The sequence below is a fragment of the Neptunomonas japonica DSM 18939 genome (genome assembly GCF_000422765.1).
In the GTDB taxonomy this organism is placed as follows: Bacteria; Pseudomonadota; Gammaproteobacteria; order Pseudomonadales; family Balneatricaceae; genus Neptunomonas; species Neptunomonas japonica.
Map to the genome: position 1 here is coordinate 85907 of NZ_AUGR01000016.1, position 20325 is coordinate 106231.

At 40.0% G+C, this 20325-nt stretch carries 15 protein-coding genes; 12 read left to right on the plus strand and 3 right to left on the minus strand.

Translation table 11 applies throughout. The features are described from left to right. Positions 1–47: 47 nt before the first annotated feature. The 5 genes from aceE (at position 48) to G511_RS0111555 (ending at position 8118) form a co-directional block, all read left to right on the plus strand. The gene (gene aceE, locus G511_RS0111535; RefSeq protein WP_028469752.1) at positions 48–2708 is read left to right on the plus strand and encodes a pyruvate dehydrogenase (acetyl-transferring), homodimeric type; all 2661 of its coding nucleotides are present in this window, start codon (positions 48–50) and stop codon (positions 2706–2708) included. Positions 2709–2799: 91 nt separating this feature from the next. Continuing rightward, positions 2800–4731, plus strand: a complete 1932-nt coding sequence (gene aceF / locus G511_RS0111540) for a pyruvate dehydrogenase complex dihydrolipoyllysine-residue acetyltransferase (protein ID WP_028469753.1) — start codon at positions 2800–2802, stop codon at positions 4729–4731. Positions 4732–4895: 164 nt separating this feature from the next. Further along, positions 4896–6017, plus strand: coding sequence for a non-hydrolyzing UDP-N-acetylglucosamine 2-epimerase (gene wecB / locus G511_RS0111545; protein ID WP_036551927.1), 1122 nt, complete (start codon positions 4896–4898; stop codon positions 6015–6017). A gap of 83 nt (positions 6018–6100) precedes the next feature. Further along, positions 6101–7354: a UDP-N-acetyl-D-mannosamine dehydrogenase gene (gene wecC, locus G511_RS0111550; protein WP_028469755.1), complete on the plus strand. Its 1254-nt coding sequence runs from the start codon at positions 6101–6103 to the stop codon at positions 7352–7354. 170 nt (positions 7355–7524) lie between these two features. Continuing rightward, a complete protein-coding gene (locus tag G511_RS0111555) occupies positions 7525–8118 on the plus strand; it encodes a PEP-CTERM sorting domain-containing protein (RefSeq protein WP_028469756.1) in 594 nt (197 codons plus the stop codon). An 83-nt stretch (positions 8119–8201) separates the two neighbouring features. Here G511_RS0111555 and G511_RS0111560 read toward each other — a convergent pair whose 3' ends face one another. From G511_RS0111560 to G511_RS0111570, 3 genes are all read right to left on the minus strand, one after another. Beyond that, positions 8202–9545, minus strand: coding sequence for a UDP-glucose dehydrogenase family protein (locus tag G511_RS0111560; RefSeq protein ID WP_028469757.1), 1344 nt, complete (start codon positions 9543–9545; stop codon positions 8202–8204). A 57-nt stretch (positions 9546–9602) separates the two neighbouring features. Further along, positions 9603–10868: an O-antigen ligase family protein gene (locus G511_RS0111565; RefSeq protein ID WP_245573971.1), complete on the minus strand. Its 1266-nt coding sequence runs from the start codon at positions 10866–10868 to the stop codon at positions 9603–9605. A gap of 179 nt (positions 10869–11047) precedes the next feature. After that, entirely contained in the window at positions 11048–11338 is a 291-nt protein-coding gene (locus G511_RS0111570; RefSeq protein ID WP_028469759.1) for a hypothetical protein, read from the minus strand. 281 nt (positions 11339–11619) lie between these two features. Between G511_RS0111570 and G511_RS0111575 the strand changes: the two genes are divergently transcribed. The 7 genes from G511_RS0111575 to G511_RS0111605 all read left to right on the plus strand — a co-directional run bounded on the left by G511_RS0111575 (position 11620) and on the right by G511_RS0111605 (position 20318). Next, a complete protein-coding gene (locus tag G511_RS0111575) occupies positions 11620–13065 on the plus strand; it encodes an undecaprenyl-phosphate glucose phosphotransferase (protein WP_051221944.1) in 1446 nt (481 codons plus the stop codon). 291 nt (positions 13066–13356) lie between these two features. Next, positions 13357–14637, plus strand: a complete 1281-nt coding sequence (gene tviB / locus G511_RS0111580; protein ID WP_028469761.1) for a Vi polysaccharide biosynthesis UDP-N-acetylglucosamine C-6 dehydrogenase TviB — start codon at positions 13357–13359, stop codon at positions 14635–14637. A gap of 137 nt (positions 14638–14774) precedes the next feature. After that, positions 14775–16025, plus strand: a complete 1251-nt coding sequence (locus tag G511_RS0111585; RefSeq protein ID WP_028469762.1) for an oligosaccharide flippase family protein — start codon at positions 14775–14777, stop codon at positions 16023–16025. A gap of 65 nt (positions 16026–16090) precedes the next feature. After that, positions 16091–17416, plus strand: coding sequence for a GNAT family N-acetyltransferase (locus G511_RS0111590; RefSeq protein ID WP_028469763.1), 1326 nt, complete (start codon positions 16091–16093; stop codon positions 17414–17416). Next, positions 17403–18089: a hypothetical protein gene (locus G511_RS0111595; protein WP_028469764.1), complete on the plus strand. Its 687-nt coding sequence runs from the start codon at positions 17403–17405 to the stop codon at positions 18087–18089. Before G511_RS0111590 ends, G511_RS0111595 begins: the two co-directional genes overlap by 14 nt. Continuing rightward, positions 18079–19230 (plus strand): hypothetical protein, encoded by a 1152-nt coding sequence (locus tag G511_RS22705; protein ID WP_051221946.1) that lies wholly within the window; start codon positions 18079–18081, stop codon positions 19228–19230. The genes G511_RS0111595 and G511_RS22705 overlap by 11 nt, the downstream gene beginning before the upstream one ends. After that, positions 19227–20318: an ATP-grasp domain-containing protein gene (locus tag G511_RS0111605; protein WP_028469765.1), complete on the plus strand. Its 1092-nt coding sequence runs from the start codon at positions 19227–19229 to the stop codon at positions 20316–20318. Before G511_RS22705 ends, G511_RS0111605 begins: the two co-directional genes overlap by 4 nt. Positions 20319–20325: the final 7 nt, after the last annotated feature.

Sequence of the window (20325 nt, forward strand, 5' to 3'; positions counted from 1 at the left end):
TATAACTACAAGGGATAAGTGCTTAAAGCATACGTGGAGAAGGCAACGTGCAAGACAAATATACTGATGACATCGATCCAATTGAAACAACTGAATGGTTAGAAGCACTTGAGTCAGTCGCAAATAATGATGGCGATGACCGTGCTCGATTTCTATTAGCGCAACTGGGGCGCAAAGCGTCTGATATGGGTGTTGATAGCTTAGGTTCTGTTACTACCCCATACCGTAATACCATTTCCTCTAAAGATGAAATCCGCATGCCGGGTGATCTGTTTATGGAGCGTCGCATCCGTTCATTCATTCGTTGGAATGCAATGGCAATGGTTATGCGAGCTAACGATAACAAAGATGGCCTTGGTGGCCATATTTCTAGTTTCTCATCTTCAGCAACGTTATATGACATTGGCTTCAACTACTTCTTCCGTGGTAATGAAGGTGGGCAAGATTCAGATATGGTGTTTTTCCAAGGCCATATATCCCCAGGTATTTATGCGCGTGCTTATCTTGAAGGCCGTTTAACTGAAGACCAGCTAGATAACTTCCGTCGCGAAGTAGATGGTCACGGTCTTTCTTCATATCCGCATCCATGGTTGATGCCTGATTTCTGGCAGTTCCCAACGGTATCTATGGGTCTTGGTCCGATTCAAGCAATCTACCAAGCGCATGTTATGCGTTACTTATCTGCACGTAGCCTAATTAACCGTGGCGATCGTAAAGTATGGGCATTTTTGGGTGATGGTGAGTGTGATGAGCCAGAGTCTTTGGGTGCTATTGCATTGGCTGGCCGTGAGCAGTTAGAGAACCTCGTATTCGTCATTAACTGTAATCTGCAGCGTCTTGATGGGCCAGTTCGTGGTAACGGTAAAATTGTCCAAGAGCTCGAAGGTGTATTCCGCGGTGCTGGTTGGAATGTTATTAAGTGCTTGTGGGGCCGTCATTGGGATCCACTATTTGAAAAAGATGAGCACGGTTTATTGCAAAAACGTATGGATGAAGTGTGCGATGGTGAATTGCAAAACTTTAAAGCCAACGGCGGCGCATACACGCGTGAGCATTTCTTCGGAAAATATCCTGAACTACTAGAAATGGTTAAGGATATGTCAGATGACGAGATCATGAACCTTAACCGTGGTGGTCATGACCCGTATAAAGTTTATGCAGCTTATCAGCAGGCAATGAACAGCACGGGGCGTCCTACAGTAATCTTAGCGCAAACTGTTAAGGGTTACGGTACAGGTAAGTCGGGCGAAGCGAAAAACGACACTCACTCAATGAAGAAGGTAGCGATCGACGATCTTAAAGATTTCCGTGATCGTTTCTCTATTCCGTTGAATGATGATCAGTTGAAAGAAGTGCCTTACTACCGCCCTTCAGCTGAATCACCAGAAATGAAGTACATGTTAGAGCGTCGTAAAAAGTTGGGTGGTTTCTACCCAGTACGTCGCAACGAAGTACAACAGCTTGAAACACCTGCACTAGAAGCATTCTCTAACAACCTTAAGGGTAGTGGTGAGCGTGAACTTTCAACGCAGATGTCTTTGAACCGTGTATTGAATACATTGGTTAAAGATAAAAATATCGGTGAGCGCATTGTTCCGATTATTCCAGACGAAGCACGTACTTTCGGTATGGAAGGTATGTTCCGTCAGTTAGGTATTTATACCTCGGAAGGGCAGCGTTATGTGCCGCATGATAGCGACCAAATCATGTTCTACAAAGAATCTAAAACAGGTCAGATTCTTGAAGAAGGTATTAACGAAGCCGGTGCAACGTCTGCTTGGATTGCATGTGCAACATCTTATGCAAACAACAACTGCCCGATGATCCCGTTTTACATCTTCTATTCAATGTTTGGTTTCCAGCGCGTAATGGACTTGATCTGGGCTGCGGGTGATATGCAGGCTCGCGGATTCTTGATCGGTGCTACTGCAGGTCGTACAACGTTGAACGGTGAAGGTTTGCAGCATCAGGATGGCCACAGTCACTTGATGGCGCAGATGATTCCTAACTGCGTATCTTATGACCCTACTTATGGTTACGAGCTAACCGTTATTGTTCAAGACGGTATTCGTCGTATGTACCACGAAGGCGAGAATCGCTTCTACTACATCACTACCATGAACGAGAACTACTCACATCCTGAGATGCCTACTGGCGCTGAAGAAGGCATCATTAAAGGTATGTACATGCTCAAAGAAGGCAAAGATGCTGAGCTAAAAGTTCAGTTGATGGGCTGCGGTACTATCTTGCGTGAAGTGGAAGAAGCCGGTGTGATCTTGCGTGAAGAATACGGTATTGAGTCTGACGTATGGAGCACAACGTCTATCAACGAATTGCGTCGTGATGCGCAGGGTGTTGAACGTTATAACCTACTGCACCCAGAAGCAGAGCCGCAAGTAGCTTATGTGACTGAGTGCTTGAAAGATCGTCAGGGTCCAGTGATTGCTGCTACAGATTACATTCGTTTGTATGCTGATCAGCTACGTGAATATATCCCTGCACGTTATAAAGTGTTGGGTACAGATGGTTACGGTCGTTCTGATACGCGTGCAAAACTACGTGAATTCTTTGAAGTTAACCGTTATTACGTAGTGGTTGCAGCGCTAAAAGCACTGCAAGAAGATGGCAAGGTAGAAGCTTCAGTCGTCGCTAAAGCCATGCAGAAATTCAATCTCAACCCAGATAAACCAGCGCCGTGGACTGTGTAAGTCCCGATGAATGCCTGAGTGCTTGCTCAGGCCTGCTGATTTTACAAGTTGAATTGAACGCAATGGCGAAAAAAGAACAGAGGACATTATCGTGAGCACAATCACAATTACAGTTCCAGATTTAAGCGGCGCAGAAGACGTTGATGTTATCGAAGTATTGGTTAAGGCCGGTGACGTTGTCGCTGAAGGCGATAGCTTAATTGCTTTGGAAACGGATAAAGCATCGATGGAAGTACCTGCAGAACAAGCGGGCACAGTCGTAGAAGTAATGATGAAAGAAGGCGCTAGTTGCAACGAAGGCGACGTTATCTTAACGCTAAGCACAGGTGCAGCAGAAGTTGCCGTGCCTGTAGCTGACCCTGTTGAAGCGGCTCCGGTTGCCGCAGTGCCTGCTGCTGTTGCAGCACCTGCAGCGACATCAGTCGAGCAGGTTTTAGTGCCTGACTTGAGTGGTGCCGCAGATGTAGATGTTATCGAAGTGATGGTTAAGCCAGGGGATGTGATCGAAGAGGGCGATAGCCTGATTGCACTGGAAACCGACAAAGCATCAATGGAAGTACCTGCTCCAATGGGCGGTAAAGTTGTTGAAGTGAAAATTTCTGAAGGTGGCACTTGTAGTGAAGGCGATCTATTGGTTCTGCTTGAGGTGGGCAATACTGCAGCGCCAACAGCAGCGCCAACAGCAGCTCCAGTAGCTCCTGCTCCGGTTGCCGCTCCTGCTGCTCCAGTTGCTGGTGGTGTTGAAGACGTATTAGTGCCTGACTTGAGTGGTGCTGCCGACGTTGATGTTATCGAAGTGATGGTTAAGCCAGGGGATGTGATCGCAGAGGGCGATAGCCTGATCGCGCTAGAAACTGATAAAGCATCAATGGAAGTACCAGCGCCTAAAGGCGGTACAGTTAAAGAAGTTAAGATCACTGAAGGTAGTACCTGTAACGAAGGTGATGTGCTTATCGTTCTGGAAATTGCAGGGAGTGCTGCTCCAGTATCTGCACCTGCGCCAGTTGCGGCCGCGCCTGCATCAGCTCCTGCTGCACCAGTGTCAGCTGCTTCTCCTGCAGCGCAAGCACCGGCAGTTAATCAGGCTGACCTTGAGAAGAAGAATCGCAAAATCAATGCAGGGCCTGCTGTTCGAGCAGTGGCGCGTGAGTACGGCGTTGATCTGAGTGAAGTAAAAGGGAATGGCCGTAATGGTCGAGTCCTTAAAGAAGATGTTCAAGCGTATGTGAAAAGTGCACTGAAGCAGCTGAAAGAAAAACCAGCAGCGGCAGCAGTAACAGGTGGTTCGGGTATTCCGGCAATCCCAGCTGTTGATTTCAGTAAGTTTGGTGAAATAGAAAAAGTTAAACTGAGCAAAATCGGTAAATTAACCGCAGCAAATATGTCTCGCTGCTGGTTGAACATTCCGCATGTAACTCAGTTTGATGATGCCGATATCACTGAGCTAGAAGCATTCCGTAAAGGCATGAAAGAAGAAGCACTAAAAGCAGGTGTTAAATTAACGCCGTTGCCTTTCATGATCAAAGCGGTTGCTAAAGCATTAGCTGAAAATCCAAAATTCAATGCGTCATTGGATGCTGACGGTGAACACATCGTCTACAAAAAATACATCAATGTTGGTTTGGCTGTTGATACGCCAAATGGCTTGATGGTGCCAGTGATCAAAGATGCGGATAAAAAATCAATTTATGAGTTGTCTTTGGAAGCAAACGAATTGGCGGGTAAAGCGAAAAATCGCAAGCTCAAGCCAAACGAAATGCAGGGTGCATGCTTCACAATTTCTAGCTTGGGCGGTATTGGCGGAACTGGCTTTACGCCAATCGTTAATGCACCTGAAGTGGGAATCTTGGGTGTCTCTAAAGCAGATATCAAGCCGCGTTGGAACGGTAAAGAATTTGAGCCACGTATGATGTTGCCATTGTGCTTGTCATACGATCATCGTGCCATTAATGGCGGTGATGCAGGCCGCTTCCTTACTTATCTGAACAGCTTACTGAGTGATATTCGTCGCTTGATGATGTGATGCCATGTAACGTTTTAGCAAGTCCCTTGGCTTAGCTTACGGGGTTCCTTTTAGGAACCCCGTTTTTTTTGTCTGGAACTCTGCTGAGGCAATGTTGTGCCTTGCAACATTTGGCTTAAAAAGTTAATTTAGCTGAGATTAAATTTTTACTCTGTAAGGATACTATGAAAAAGATATTGACGGTTTTCGGAACGCGTCCCGAAGCGATTAAAATGGCCCCTCTCGTAAAAGCGCTGGCAAAAGAGAATGAGCTAGAAAGTCGCGTTTGTGTGACCGCCCAGCATCGTGAAATGTTAGATCAGGTTTTGGGGCTTTTTGAAATAAAGCCTGATTATGACCTAAACATTATGAAGCCCGGCCAAGATCTTTTTGATGTTACCTCACGTATATTGTTGGGTATTCGCGAAGTTTTGCGTGAGTTTAAGCCTGATGTTGTTTTAGTACACGGTGACACCAGCACTACTTTTTCTACCGCTTTGGCTGCATTTTACGAGCAAATTCCTGTTGGGCATGTTGAAGCAGGACTAAGAACCGGTGATATTTACTCGCCATGGCCAGAAGAGGCCAACAGAAAGCTGACGGCAACGCTGACCAAGTGGCACTTTGCGCCTACGCAGCTATCGTATCAAAATCTCGTTGATGAAAAAGTACCAGCAGAATACCTGTCGATTACCGGTAATACGGTTATTGATGCGTTGCACTGGGTTGTTGATAAAATAGCCACCGATAGTTCGCTTGAATCAACGTTATCGTCGCGTTTTCTTTTTCTGGATGAGAGCAAAAAACTCATTCTCGTGACTGGCCACCGACGTGAGTCTTTTGGCGGTGGCTTTGAGCGTATTTGTGAAGCATTGGCTGATATCGCCAAGCGTTACCCAGAGTCACAAATTGTTTACCCCGTTCACTTAAACCCTAACGTACAAGAGCCTGTTAACCGGCTTTTAAAGGGTGTTGATAATATCCACCTAATCGACCCGCAAGATTACTTACCATTTGTTTACCTGATGAATCGTAGTTACCTCATATTGACTGACTCTGGTGGTATTCAAGAAGAAGCACCCTCGCTAGGTAAGCCGGTATTGGTCATGCGAGATAACACAGAGCGCCCTGAAGCAGTCGATGCAGGAACCGTTGAGTTAGTGGGTACTGACTACGAAAGAATAGTCGCAGGTGTTGTTGAGTTAATGGAATCGCAAGAAAAGTATGATTCTATGGCTAGAGCCATAAATCCTTATGGTGATGGTACGGCATGCCAGAAAATTGTAGATACGCTTAAGCAAAAATAAATAGCCGAATTAAGTATGTCTAAAGCATCTTTTTATTAAGCTTGGTATCAATAGCGAATTTCATTTTTAAACAGGTAAAAGCAATGAGTTTTGAAACAGTATCGGTTATCGGTTTAGGTTATATCGGGTTACCAACAGCGGCAATTATCGCATCGCGTGGCATTAACGTTATTGGTGTGGATGTTGTGCAGTCGGCAGTTGATACCATTAACGCGGGTAAGATTCATATTGTAGAACCTGACTTGGATATTGTGGTACGCAGTGTAGTAACAACAGGTAATTTACGCGCAACAACGACACCAGAGCCTGCTGATGTATTTATGGTAGCAGTGCCAACACCTTTTATTGCAAGTAATGACGGTGAGCATAAGCCGGATCTCTCTTATATTGAATCTGCAGTAAAGCGTATAGCACCGGTGTTAGAAAAAGGTAACTTAGTGGTGCTTGAGTCTACCTCGCCTGTAGGTACAACAGAGAAGATGTCGGCGTGGTTGGCAGAAGCTCGCCCAGACCTGACCTTCCCGCAGGATAAAGGCAGCGCCGCAGATATTAAAGTAGCGCATTGCCCGGAGCGTGTTTTACCGGGTTACGTATTACAAGAACTTGTATCAAACGACCGTGTTATTGGCGGCATGTCTAAAGCGTGTAGCGATAGAGCAGTAGAGCTTTACAAAACATTTGTACGTGGCGAATGTATCGTAACAAATGCGCGTACAGCTGAAATGGCTAAACTGACAGAGAACTCATTCCGTGATGTGAACATTGCCTTCGCTAATGAGCTTTCCGTTATCTGTGATAAGTTAAAAATTAATGTGTGGGAGTTGGTCAAGTTGGCTAACCGCCATCCCCGTGTAAATATCCTTAACCCAGGGCCAGGCGTTGGCGGACATTGCATTGCTGTTGATCCATGGTTTATTGTAGATAGCTGCCCAGAAGAAGCAAAAATCATCAAGCAGGCACGTTTAACGAACGATGCTAAGCCGCATTATGTGATCGACCAAATCACTAAAGCTGCCGATGAGTTCAAACGCCCAGTGATTGCATGCCTCGGTTTAGCATTTAAAGCGGATATTGATGACCTACGTGAAAGCCCAGCGCTACATATTGTAGAGGAGTTGGTTAAGCGTAATGTAGGTGAAATCATTGCAGTTGAGCCTAACATCGGTACTTTGCCTGCTAAATTGGCTGAATCAGAAATCGAACTATCTAGTCTTGAAAACGCACTGGATAAAGCCAATGTAATTGTTATTTTAGTGGATCATAAAGAGTTTAAATCAGCAGATAAAACTCAGTTTGCCACTAAAGTAGTGATAGATACGCGTGGAATTATCGGTTAATGATTGAGTAGTTAAGCGCTTGTTTTGCAGGGTTTTTAAGTAAACTCTGTAAAATATTTGCTTTTTTCTGGTATTTAGACTTGTCACACAAATATCACTATCCTTTTGTAAGTCTATCCTTTATATTCTGTTCAGTTTTTATACAACACCTATTCAAAGGGAGATTGGTAATGGTTCATTCGCTTGTTAAAATAACTCTGGTAACCGCGTTCGTATATGGCAGTAGCGCTATGGCTTCAATCGTGCCTTATACTCAGAATCCTGATGTTGCACCGGGAATAGCTGCTTATAACCCAACGACTGCAAGTGCTTGGCCTACGCCTTTCAATGATCCTGCATCTAATCCGCCAGCTGTTAGAACTCAATTTACAGCGGGTGAAGATGTTAGCATTGCTGAAATGGTTGATTTGCAGGCATTAGCTCAAGCAACTGATGAGACTTATGGTGATGCAAATACGTTTGAGTGGTCAGTATTTTGGTACGACACTCTAGACCCTCTAGCAACTCATGTTTTCGATAGTTTCTATGAAGTTAGCTGGGCTGATATCACTTCATGGCAAGCAAGCGGTTTTGAGGCTCTAGCCTACTGGACTGATGCTTATAAGCCTGCAGCAGGTAACTGGATAGCAGACACTTATTTTGAAGGTAACTACTCAAACAGTGTTACTTTTGATGTGCCTGAGCCTTCTAGTGTTTTTCTGTTATCGCTAGGTGTTTTGGGAGTGGTTGCCGGTAAGCGTAAAGCTGCAAAAGCGGCGGCTTAAATACCCGCAACACACTTACAGCTAGAAATAAAAAAAGCCTGAATTGATATTCAGGCTTTTTTATTGGGTGTGACTAAGGGCGTTTAAATACAGCTTCTTAATGAATCAGCACGGCCAACGGCGTAATACATCAAACCTGCTTTCTTAACCTCTTCTGGGTTATATAGGTTGCGTCCATCAACAATAACAGGGAAGTTAAGCTTCTCTTTTAGCCAGTTGAAATCAACCGCACGAAAAGCTTTCCACTCGGTGCAAATCACTAGCGCGTCAGCGCCTTCAGCAGCAATCTCGCGTGTGCCCACTAAGGTTAAATCATCACGCTTGCCGTAGATTCTGTGGGTTTCATTCATGGCTTCTGGATCGTAGGCAACAACGTTGGCGCCTGCTTCCCACAGTGACTCCATTAATACGCGGCTAGGTGCTGCGCGCATATCGTCGGTATTGGGTTTAAATGATAAACCCCACAGAGCAATGGTTTTGCCTGCAAGGTCGCCATCAAAAGCGCGCTGCAGTTTTGCAAATAAGGTTTCTTTCTGGCGGTAGTTTACCGCTTCAACGGCTTTAAGTAATTGAGCATCGTAACCAACAGAGTCGGCGGTACGCGCTAGCGCTTGTACATCTTTAGGAAAGCACGAGCCACCATAGCCGCAGCCAGGGTAAATAAACTGATAACCAATACGTGGGTCAGAACCAATACCTAAACGCACCTGCTCAACATCAACGTTAAGATGCTCAGCTAATTGAGACATCTCATTCATAAAGCTGATTTTTGTAGCCAGCATGGCGTTAGCGGCATACTTGGTTAGCTCGGCAGCACGAACATCCATGAAAATTAACTTATCGTGATTACGGTTGTATGGGCTATAGCATTCGCGCATTAACTCACATACTTGTTCGGAATCGGTGCCCACAACGATGCGTGAAGGTTTGCTGAAATCTTCAATGGCAGCGCCTTCTTTTAAAAACTCGGGGTTAGAGCAAACGGCGTAGTCTGTTTGGTAACCGCGTTCTGCTAAAACACCCGCAATAGCGATATTAACTTTATCGGCAGTGCCAACAGGCACGGTAGACTTATCAATAATGACTTTATAGCCATCCATGTATTGGCCAATAGTTTTGGCAACCGCTAAAACGTATTGTAAATCGGCAGAACCGTCTTCATCAGGAGGAGTGCCTACGGCAATAAACTGTAGCGTGCCGTGTTTAACGGCTGTTTCTGCATCGGTTGTAAAGTTAAGGCGGCCTTCTTTATGGTTGCGCACAACCATTGGCTCAAGACCCGGCTCGTAGATGGGGATAATGCCGTTTTTAAGCCCTTCAATTTTGCCTTCATCAATATCGACACAAAGTACATCATGGCCTACATCAGCCAAACATGTACCAGTTACCAAGCCCACGTAGCCAGTACCAAATACTGTAATCTTCATGCAAGACTATTCCTGAAAAATAAAATGATTATACCGAAAAAACATAACGGATGCTTTTTAGCGATTAACGAGAGTACTAGATTGTTTTTGCGGCTTAAAATATAAAGAGATCCAGCCAAAAGCTAATATCAACATGAACGACGCAGCGTTGGCGGGTACTTGCAAATTAAAGTCGACGGTTGCATGTAGCCCCATGGCTATCATCGACATTAAGCAGCCAAATGAGAGCCCCCGCATAAGTGGGTTTTTACGCATCCATTGGGCTTTAAGGGCAATTATAAAGGTTAATATAACCGCGATAAGTAGCGGTGCAAACCCAATGAGCCCGCGCTCAGTAATAAACTCTAAATAGTCATTGTGGGCGTGATCATAAAAAATCCTGATATCTTTTTGGCGTACTTCAGGAAAGGCAGTATAAAAAGTCCCCGTGCCTGTTCCTGTTAATAGATTTTGATTAAAAATCTCAAGGCTATAAAGATCAACTTCATCGCGGCTCTCTCTTGTTGCTGTTGTTTGCTCCAGCCGATCAACAACTTTTTCGATACCAAAAAATGTACCAACAATAAAAACATCAATAACAAGTAGGCTGGTTAGCAGAATGATAGTAGAGCGCGAAGCGCGGCGGCCTAATAGTAAGGCCAGAGCCCCTGTAATCATCATGGCTGCGAAAAAAGAAGTGTTGCCCATTCGGGAGTGGGTTAAAACTAAGCCGATAACCATCATGACGAGCGTAATACGCAGCAGGATTTTTTTACTGAGTAATGCCGTCATCCAGCGGCGTAAACGGTTGCGCCAGTTACCTGATGGTGTTGTTTTAAGTGTGGCAATCATCATGCCTAGGCCGATGGATAGGCAGATAACCAGATAACCCGCTAAATGGTTACGGTTAACAAAAGTGCCGGTAGCCACGCCAGTGTATGAATCTTTAGGTATAAAAAAACCATACTCGGTATTGCTTAGTGTCATTAAGCTGCCAAAGGCTGCCTGGAATAAACCGCAAGCAATAAGAGTATATACGGTCAGTTTTATTCTGGATTGGCTATTGAGTAAAGCTAAAGAGAGAATAAAAAAAGCTAATAAACCACAGCTGAGTAACGTTTGTTGTTGAGATTGAAAGGGCTCAAGAGAAAGTGACAACGCAGGTATGGATTGTAAGCCGCTCCATAGGGTTGAAAAAAATAGCAAACCGACAAAAGGCCAGGCCTTACGTAATGGGCGGGTAGTTTTTACGCGCTGTTGTAAATAGAGCGCACACCAAGCACTAAGCAATAATAAGCTAATAATAGATAGCAGTGATAATGACCAAAGACGATTGCTGCCCATGGGTAGGGGAGCCCAAACTAAAAGCCCTAAAAATCCATAAAATAGAGGAGAGTCTGCAGCGGGAAATTTTACAGTAAAAGTATGAGCCATAAACACTTAAGCGCTTAAGAGATAAACAAAGAATATGTGCCAATATAAAAAAGGCATCTCAAAGATGCCTTATTTATAACGTAAATTTATCAGCTTGGGCTGGCATTACCGCCACCGCCGCCACCATTATTGGAGCCGAAAGGAGGAGGGCTCATACGTCGACCAGCAGCTCTGGCGTTAGTGGGTAAGGCGCTTAAGCCTCGAGCCCGCGTACGTGGGGTAGGTGCAACTCTTGATAATGCTCGAGGTGCTTGGCTGGCTCGGCTAGGAGCTTGCTGTACAGTGGTTGCTCTAGTAGCCGCTTGCTCTGCTGGTGTGGCAGCAAAGGCAGAAGTAAACGGTAATATCCCTATCACAACACCTAATAATAGTCGGCGCATTGTATGTTCCTTGCTTGTTAATTAACTGTAACTGAGAGCAGCCATAGTTCTACGATTAGGATGCTAACAATCTTACTCCACATATGCAAAGAAAAATCGATCAAATGTTGCACAGCAGTAACAGAGTGCATTAAGATTGTCACTCAAGATACAAACATATGTTTAATCTGGTGAGTTGTAATTAAGCAAGTAACAAATAATGCCTGCTTTGTTTCGTTGAAACAGTGCTGTAATGCTGCTCGTTCATAATGGATATATTAAAGTTTTTAGGGATGAAAACGATGGATTTTAGTCTACATCATTCGCCAGCGCCTTCTATGCAGCGTGGCCGTCGTTTATTGCGTAATCACCAAACACTTATGTTTTGGATACAGCTGTTTGCAGATCTGTTTGTAGTTACAGGTTCGTTAGCTGTACTTACGTTTATCAAGCTGCAGAGCATCCCTGCGCATTACCGTTTTTTAGCCATTATTACTATGCTAGCCCTGTTTGCTATTTACTCTGCACGTGGCGTGTATCGGCGCTCATGCAGCCAGTGGCGCCTGATGGGGCGTGTAACAACAGCGTGGTGTTTGTTGTTATTGGTACTGCTGCTATTAGGTTTTATGACAAAAACAACCGATATGTTCTCGCGCCAAGTATTAATATTATGGGCTCCTCTGGCTTTAGGATTGCAGCTGGTTAACCACCTTTGCTTAAATAAAGCGATTAAACATTACAATGACAGAGCAAAACAGCAGTTGCCGGTTTTAATTATTGGCGATGGTGATATTGCACAGCACCTAGCTAAAAGCTTGCTTCAAAATCGTTGGTTACCAGACCGTGTGACTGGCATGATAGTAGCGAATGAAGTAAAGGCCGATGCAGCATCGGTAGCCGCTATGCCTGCCCCCGTACTTGGCACGCTCATCGAACTAAGATCCATCATTAAAGAACGCGGAATTAGGCGCATTTATGTTGCACTGCCGTTAGGTGCGTCGCAGCAAATTGAAAATTTGCATATTGATTTGCTTGATATGAACGTAGATGTAATCTGGGTGCCCGATATTTTTGCCCTCAATCTGCTTAATCACTCAGTAAGAGAAGTGGCTGGTGTGCCGCTTATATCGCTGAATGAGAGCCCGCTTACTTCATCGCGTGTACCTATTGTGCTTAAGGGCATAATGGACAGGGTTATCGCTGTTATTGCTTTGGTTGCGTTGTCTCCGTTACTGGTTGGTATTGCTATAGCAGTTAAGCGCTCATCACCAGGGCCGGTGTTTTTTAAACAGCAGCGGCATGGTTTTGATGGCAAAATTATAGAGATATATAAATTCCGCAGTATGAAGCTACATGCCGACTCAGATGTAGTACAGCAAGCCACTAAAGGCGATCCGCGTGTTACCAAAATAGGTAAGTTTATCCGTAAGAGTTCTATAGATGAATTACCACAGTTATTTAACGTATTAAATGGGACAATGTCGCTTGTTGGGCCTCGCCCCCATGCTGTATCACATAACGATTATTACTCTGACAAAATCAATGCTTATCTAGCCCGCCACCGCATTAAACCGGGTATTACGGGTTTAGCACAAGTGAAAGGTTACCGTGGCGAAACTGAAACGCTGGATAAAATGCAAAAACGAGTAGAGTTCGATTTAGCATATATCAATAATTGGACGTTGTTGTTGGATATCCAAATATTAATCAAGACTCCACTAAGCTTGTTTTCTAAAAATATTTTTTAGATTACATAGAGTTAAAGCTTTTAGAAATATTATGATCTGCATGCCCTATTACAAGGGTATAAATAAGTAAGAATGTTTAAATTAGCTCGGTAGGTAGCAGGGATTGTAAAAAACTTTATATGCTTGTTTCGCTAAGGCATGCAATGAAATTGTAACTAATTTTAGTCTTTAAATTAATTAAACCTTTCAATAATTTTTTGTAATTCATATTTTTAAGTATTTTAAAAATGCTAATTACTTAGACATAAAACATTGCCACGTGTATTGAGAAGTACTAATAGGGATATATGAATGATCACAAATAATACAATGCAAGAAATTGCAATTATTGGTCTGGGTTATGTGGGCCTTCCTTTAGCAGTTGAGTTTGGTAAAAAACGACCTGTAATTGGTTTTGATATAGATAAAGTTAGAGTTGCTGAACTTAAGCAGGGTAAAGATCGTACATTAGAAGTAGAGGCTGAGTTGTTAGCAGAAGCTACCTTTTTAAAATTTTCAGATGATGTCAATGCACTGAAGCAAGCAAATATTTATATTGTTACTGTACCGACTCCAATTGATCAGCATAAGAAGCCTAACTTAACACCGCTAATTAAAGCAAGTGAAATGTTGGGTAGTGTAATAAATAAAGGTGATATTGTAATTTATGAATCGACTGTATACCCAGGAGCAACGGAGGAAGATTGTATACCAGTGGTTGAAAGTGTATCAGGCTTGAAATTTAACCGTGATTTTTTTGCAGGTTATAGTCCTGAACGGATAAACCCCGGCGACAAAGAGCATCGGGTTACAAATATTCTAAAAGTGACATCTGGATCAACTCCAGAAATTTCAGAAATTGTCGATCAATTATATCGTGAAATTATTATTGCAGGTACTTTTAAAGCTACGTCTATACGTGTAGCTGAAGCAGCCAAGGTTATAGAGAACACCCAGCGAGATGTGAATATTGCGCTAATTAATGAGTTAGCTCTAATTTTTAATGAGATGGATATAGACACTCTTGATGTATTAGAAGCAGCAGGAACAAAATGGAATTTTCTGCCGTTTCGCCCAGGTCTAGTAGGAGGCCATTGTATAGGTGTTGATCCCTATTACCTAACTCACAAAGCTGAAGCTATTGGATATCATCCACAAATGATTCTAGCTGGCCGTCGCATCAATGACAATATGGGGAAATATGTTGTATCCGAGCTTGTAAAGGCCATGCTTAAAAAGCGTATTCATGTGGATGGAGCAAACGTATTAGTGCTTGGATTAACGTTTAAAGAAAATTGTCCAGATATTAGGAATACGAAAGTAGTGGATATTGTTTCTGAGCTGCAAGATTACAGTGTTAATGTTGATGTATATGATCCTTGGGCGTGCCCTAAGTTAGCAATGCACGAATATGGTATTGATCTAGTAGTTGCCCCTAAGGATGAATACTATGATGCGGTTGTTTTAGCGGTTGGACATGATCAATTTAAAGTATTCGATAAAAGTACTTTTAATAAATTACTTAGAAAAGAATCTGTTATTTATGATCTTAAATATGTCCTTCCAAAATCAGTATCAGATTTGCGACTTTAATAGCATTTCACTTAACCCATAAAAATATTCATGGGTTTGAAAGTTATAATTAAATAAATTTAATGTTTGTTAATTTAATAACCACTAATACTAATGAGTTAGAGTTATTTAAAATATTTGAGTTTATGTGAAATGCTATGTTGAAAGATAAAACTAAAATTCGTTATTACTTAAAGGCCATTTTAGCACTTCTGTCTGTCACATCTATAAATGCGATTCTCGGATTAATAACCACTATAAAAATAGCAAATGAACTTGGGCCTGCTCATTACGGCGAGATAGTTTATGGGTTTGCTTTGGGAGGAGTTTATTGTGTGATATTGAGGTTTGGAACAGATAAAACTTTAGTTAGAGATTATGTTTACCAACCTAATGATGTATCTAAAATATTTATAGCTGTAAATTGGTTGAAACTAGTTCTTCTTGGAATAATACTTCTAGGTATTATCTCTTGGGTACAAATTTTTGGCGTTTTTACTGTTAGTACAGCCACGCTCTGTGTAGCATTCAGTGTTGTTATTAGCGGCTTTCAAATGCAATCGATGTACGATTATAAAAAGAAAATAACTAGGCATGCTAAATTCTTTCTCATTCATAGGGTTTTTTACTTTATAGGGGTTTGGTTTTTTTTAATCGCATACCCAGAGTTTTTCTCTAATGCAATTCCTGCAATTTTTGTACTGCTATCTGTAGTTTTATTTCTACTGTTACAGGCCTATGGAGTTTCAAGTCTTATAACCATAGAGAGTTATAGATTAGATATTAGTGAAATAAAATCTCTAATCTACAGAAATTGGATATTTGCAGTCTCATCATTTTTAGTTGTTGGTTACACTAGCCTTTCACAAGTAATTATAGTTTCTGAATTGGATTTGGCCGCTTTGGGTGTTTATGGAGTTTGTTTTCAGTTTGTAAGTGTTGCAGCAATAGTTGTTAAACAGGTATCTAGAGTAGGTAAACGTGAGCTAATAAAGGTTCTAAAAAAAGATTCTTATGATTTTAGAATCGCTTCAATAATTTATATTTCACTAATACTTTTAAGCGTATGCCCGATTGCCTACCTTAGTGTGTTTTGGTCAGAATGGGTTTTGAGCACTTTGTTCGATACTGAATATATAAAAGGCGCAAATATACTACGAATTTTAGGCTTTTTAATACTGGCAAATGCCATTCTTGCGGGCCTAGAACATGTAGCAATAGCTAAAGGCATTAGGGCTGCTAATTTGATGGCTAATGGTGCAAATGGAATCATTACATGTGCTATATCTTTAGCATATATATCAGAATTCGGAACTGTGTCTGTTGCATTGGGGCTGCTAGTAGGCTCCGTTTCTGCATCATGTATAACATTTTTTTACATTTTATATAGTCGAGATCCTTCAGTTTGATTAATAGAAATATGAGATTTTAGCTAAAGTAATTATTTTTATCTTGATTGTAACGGAAATAATAAATGAAAGTATCAATGAATGATATTGAAGAGCTGAGGAAAAAGCGAAACATTGGCTCGAAAAAAGTAGCTGAGATTAAATCCAAGGGCGAGGATGCATCAGAGGAAATATTAGAATTAAAGAAATTATCTATAGAAATAAAGAAATTAGAAAAATTGTTTAAATCTGATGTTGAAAATATTAAACCGACAACAGAAAAAAGTAATATTTGTTCTGTAGATAAAATGCTCTATGAAAAAATATTTTCTGTAAATGGTAGTGAAAAAAATAAAAAGTATGATGTTTCATCGGAAAATATAATTACAAAGTTACTTGAGACAGAGATAAGGGGCCTAGAGAAAGAATCAAACGTATTCCCACAGTGCCGGTTAGATTGGGTAATGCCTTGGATTAAGAAAAACATAAAATCCACTGAACTGCATGTTGTGGTGGTCAGAGACAATGGAGAACTCATAGGAATTGCTTATTTTAAGAAAAGTTTAAAATTTGGGATTTCATTTATTAAGAGTATACCAACCCATTATGGTGATTTTTATGATTTTATAATCAGAGATGATTATGAAAAAATTATTGTTGGAAACATTATCATCAATAGTTTGAAAGCACTTAAGGCAAATCAGATTATCATTGATCAAGTGAACTCGTTCTCTTTGTTAAATGATCTAACAGAAAAGCAGAACTTTATTAAAATGATTAATTGTTCTGTTTATTCTGTTTGGCTTAAAGATCAAACGGAAGAGGGCCTCTTAGGTAATTTATCAAAAAAAATGAAAGCTAGCATTAACTTAAAGTTACGTAAGTTAGAAAGTTTTCATAAAATTGAAATTTTAGAGTCAAGTTGTATTGATAAATATATAGAACTAGTTCCTGAGTTTAGAAATATTGTTGTTTCAAGGAGAGGTGTTGATCTTTCTGATGAGGCTTATAATCGCAGACTTGAATCTTTAAAAGGTATTCATGGTAGTGGTTGTTTTACATTCTTTTATTTAAAAGTAGATAACGAAATTGTAGCTTTTCGTTTTGGTTATACCTTTAAAAATGTATATTTTGAATGGAAGTCATGTCACAAATCTGAATTTAATAAATATTCACTTGGTGATTTGATGACATGGATGGTTTTAAAAAAGCACATGAAAAATGGTAGAACAGCTCATAACTTTATGGCTGGAGATTACGTCTATAAACAGAGATGGGCGACAAAAGAGTTGACATCTATTAATTCAAAATGCTTTTTTTTCGATAAAAGTGTAACTGGGTTAATATTAAAGCAGTATCAAATAATACTTCGGCCAAAATTAAAAAGGTTAAAAAGTTATGTTATTAGATAGGCTTAAACTACTATATGAAAAAAAATGGACAGAACGAGTATCACAGTTTGGTATTATTACATCTTTACATCAAGTAGTTGCGTTGCTTTTTAAGTCAATAGTACGTATAGATCAACAAGTTGTATTTTTCATAGAACACTCAAATTATTCACGTAGTGAAAATATAGAAAGTTTCATAGAATTTTCATATCTAAAAAAACGGCTAATGGATTTGGCGTTTACAGATGAGTTAATTAAAAAAAGATTACTGAATTTGATTAAACGAAATAATAAAGTATATTTGTTTGTTATTGATGAGACTATTGCCGGATATGCAGCTGTACAGTACGAAGGGATTTATAGTTTTGGGCCTAGAGGTAGATTATCAATACCGAAAAAATGTTTGATTTTTAATAATCTATTTGTTGATTCAAGGTTTCGAGGGAAGTCGATAGCGCAAAAATTAAATCAGTCTAGAATTTTAGATTTAAATACATCTGATAATTGTTGTGTTTTTGTAATGAAAGAAAATAATCCTGCTTTACATAATTGGAATAAAATTGGTTTAAGTACTGATATGGAAATCAAGCAAATAGTTATATTAAGCAAGTTTGTTAAATATAAGGTGTCGATGAATAAAAACATTGAACTTTGTAATACTATTAAAGATGGGTTGTTGATTAATGAATCGTAAAATTCAAGCTATTAAATCGATAGCTACTAACAAAGTGTTTGGCTGGAAAACTAAACGCAAACTGCTTGTTATTGAAAGTGATGATTGGGGGGCTATTCGAACATCAAGCAAAGAGGCTTACGATAGATTGTCGATTCTTGGTTATGATATGACATCATCATGTTATAACTTAGATTCATTAGAGACCAATGAAGATTTAGAAGCGCTTTATAATGTTTTAAATAAATATAAAGACATTAATAATCGCCCAGTATGTTTTACCGCAAATATAGTAACGGCCAATCCTGATTTTCAAATAATTAAAGACAGTGGTTATAAAAACTACGGTTATGAAAGTGTTATCAATACATGCTTGAATACAAGCGGAAGTGAGAATGTAGTAGAACTTTGGAAACAAGGCTTCAACGAGAATGTTTTTTTTCCTCAACTCCACTGTAGAGAACATTTAAGGTTTTGGGAATGGATGGATAAGTTATCAAATAATTGCGATGAAACATTAACTACGTTTCATCTCGGTATGTGTGGCTTACCAGTATCTACAAGTAAGAATAAGACCAGTTTTTTTAGAACACCATATATTAAAGAAGACTATCTAAAGAAAAAATCTTTATCATCAGCTGCTTTAATTAAGCCTGCATTTGAGATATTTGAGAGAATATTTGGTTTTAGGCCTTCTAGTGTTGTTGCTCCAAATGTTGGTTGGACATCAGAAACAGAAAGTATATGGGAAGAGTGTGGAATTAAATTTATTCAAGGTGGTAAAGTTCAGATAATAGACAATATTGAATCTAAAAAATTCCTCTATCACTATTTAGGCCAAAGTAATAATAAAGGAATGTTATATCTTGTAAGAAACTGTACTTTTGAACCAGCAAAAGGAATTAAATTTAATCATGAACAAGCATTTTTTGAAGTTAATAAAGCATTTAATAATGATCAACCTGCGATTGTCAGTACTCATCGAGTAAATTATGTAGGTAAAATTAAACCTGAAAACAGAGATCACTCACTAAAAGAGTTAGAAATGTTTTTATCTAGTATTGTTAATAAATGGCCAGATGTTGAATTTATAACTAGTTGTGAGCTAGGTGAGCTGATTGCAAACGATCATAATAGTAAGAAAGTTGGTCCTATCTTATGAATAAAAAAATTAAGAATATTGTTTTCGGTCTCTATAATATATTTGGAAATAATATAGATTATAGAACTAAACGCATAACTGATAAGTATGAGCATAAAACTGGGCCTGAGCAAGAAATCTATAATGATGGTGCTCGTATTCTCATAGCGAAAGATTTGTGGTTTATGCATCGCTACTATGTACTAGCATGTCAGGATCTTAACGTTAATTACAAAGTTGTTGATATTACATCTAACTCTTGGAATGATGAAATTGAGAAGTATCAGCCGGATGCCATTTTAGCTTGGCCTACTGTAGTTACGTCTGTAGATAAAAGTATATTTGATACTAGACTTAAATTAATTTCTGATGTTATGTGCGTGCCGGTATTTCCTTCTTTAGATGGTCTATGGTTTTGGGAAAGTAAGCATCGTATGACAGATTGGTTAAATATACATGGCTATATAACTCCTAAAACTTGGATGTTTAACTCGTGTAAAGCTGCATTGGTATTTTCAAAGACATGTAAGCTGCCTATTGTGTTTAAAAGCGAATCGGGTTCAGGTGGAAGAGGAGTAAGAATATTTAAAAGTCGTACATTGCTTAATTCTTTTATTAGAAGCTATTTCAGAAAAGGTTTTCTAACTAACGATCGACATAAACTAGATAATGAATGGGGTAATATTTTTCTTCAGGAATACCTAGAACGTGCAGATGAATGGCGTATTATGCGTGTCGGTGATTCTTTTTTCGGTTATAAAAAATTGGCTGTTAATGGTTTGCATAGTGGGTCCTCTCAATGGGAATATGCAGCGCCACCTATAGAGCTTTTAAATGATTGTAAGAGAATTAGTGATGATAATAAATTGTATAGTGTAGCAATTGATTATTTTATATCCACAGGTAAAACTTATATAAATGAAGTTCAAGTTTATTTTGGTATGGCATATAAATCTGAAATGTGCGTTGTTGATAATAAAGCGGGGCGTTTCATTGAGGGTGCTAAAGGATGGGAGTTTGAAGCCGGTTCTTTTTGTTCAAATAACTTATGTAATGAGCGAGTTAAATTTGTAATAAACAATATTTTGCAATGCGATAATGAACTATGATAATAAA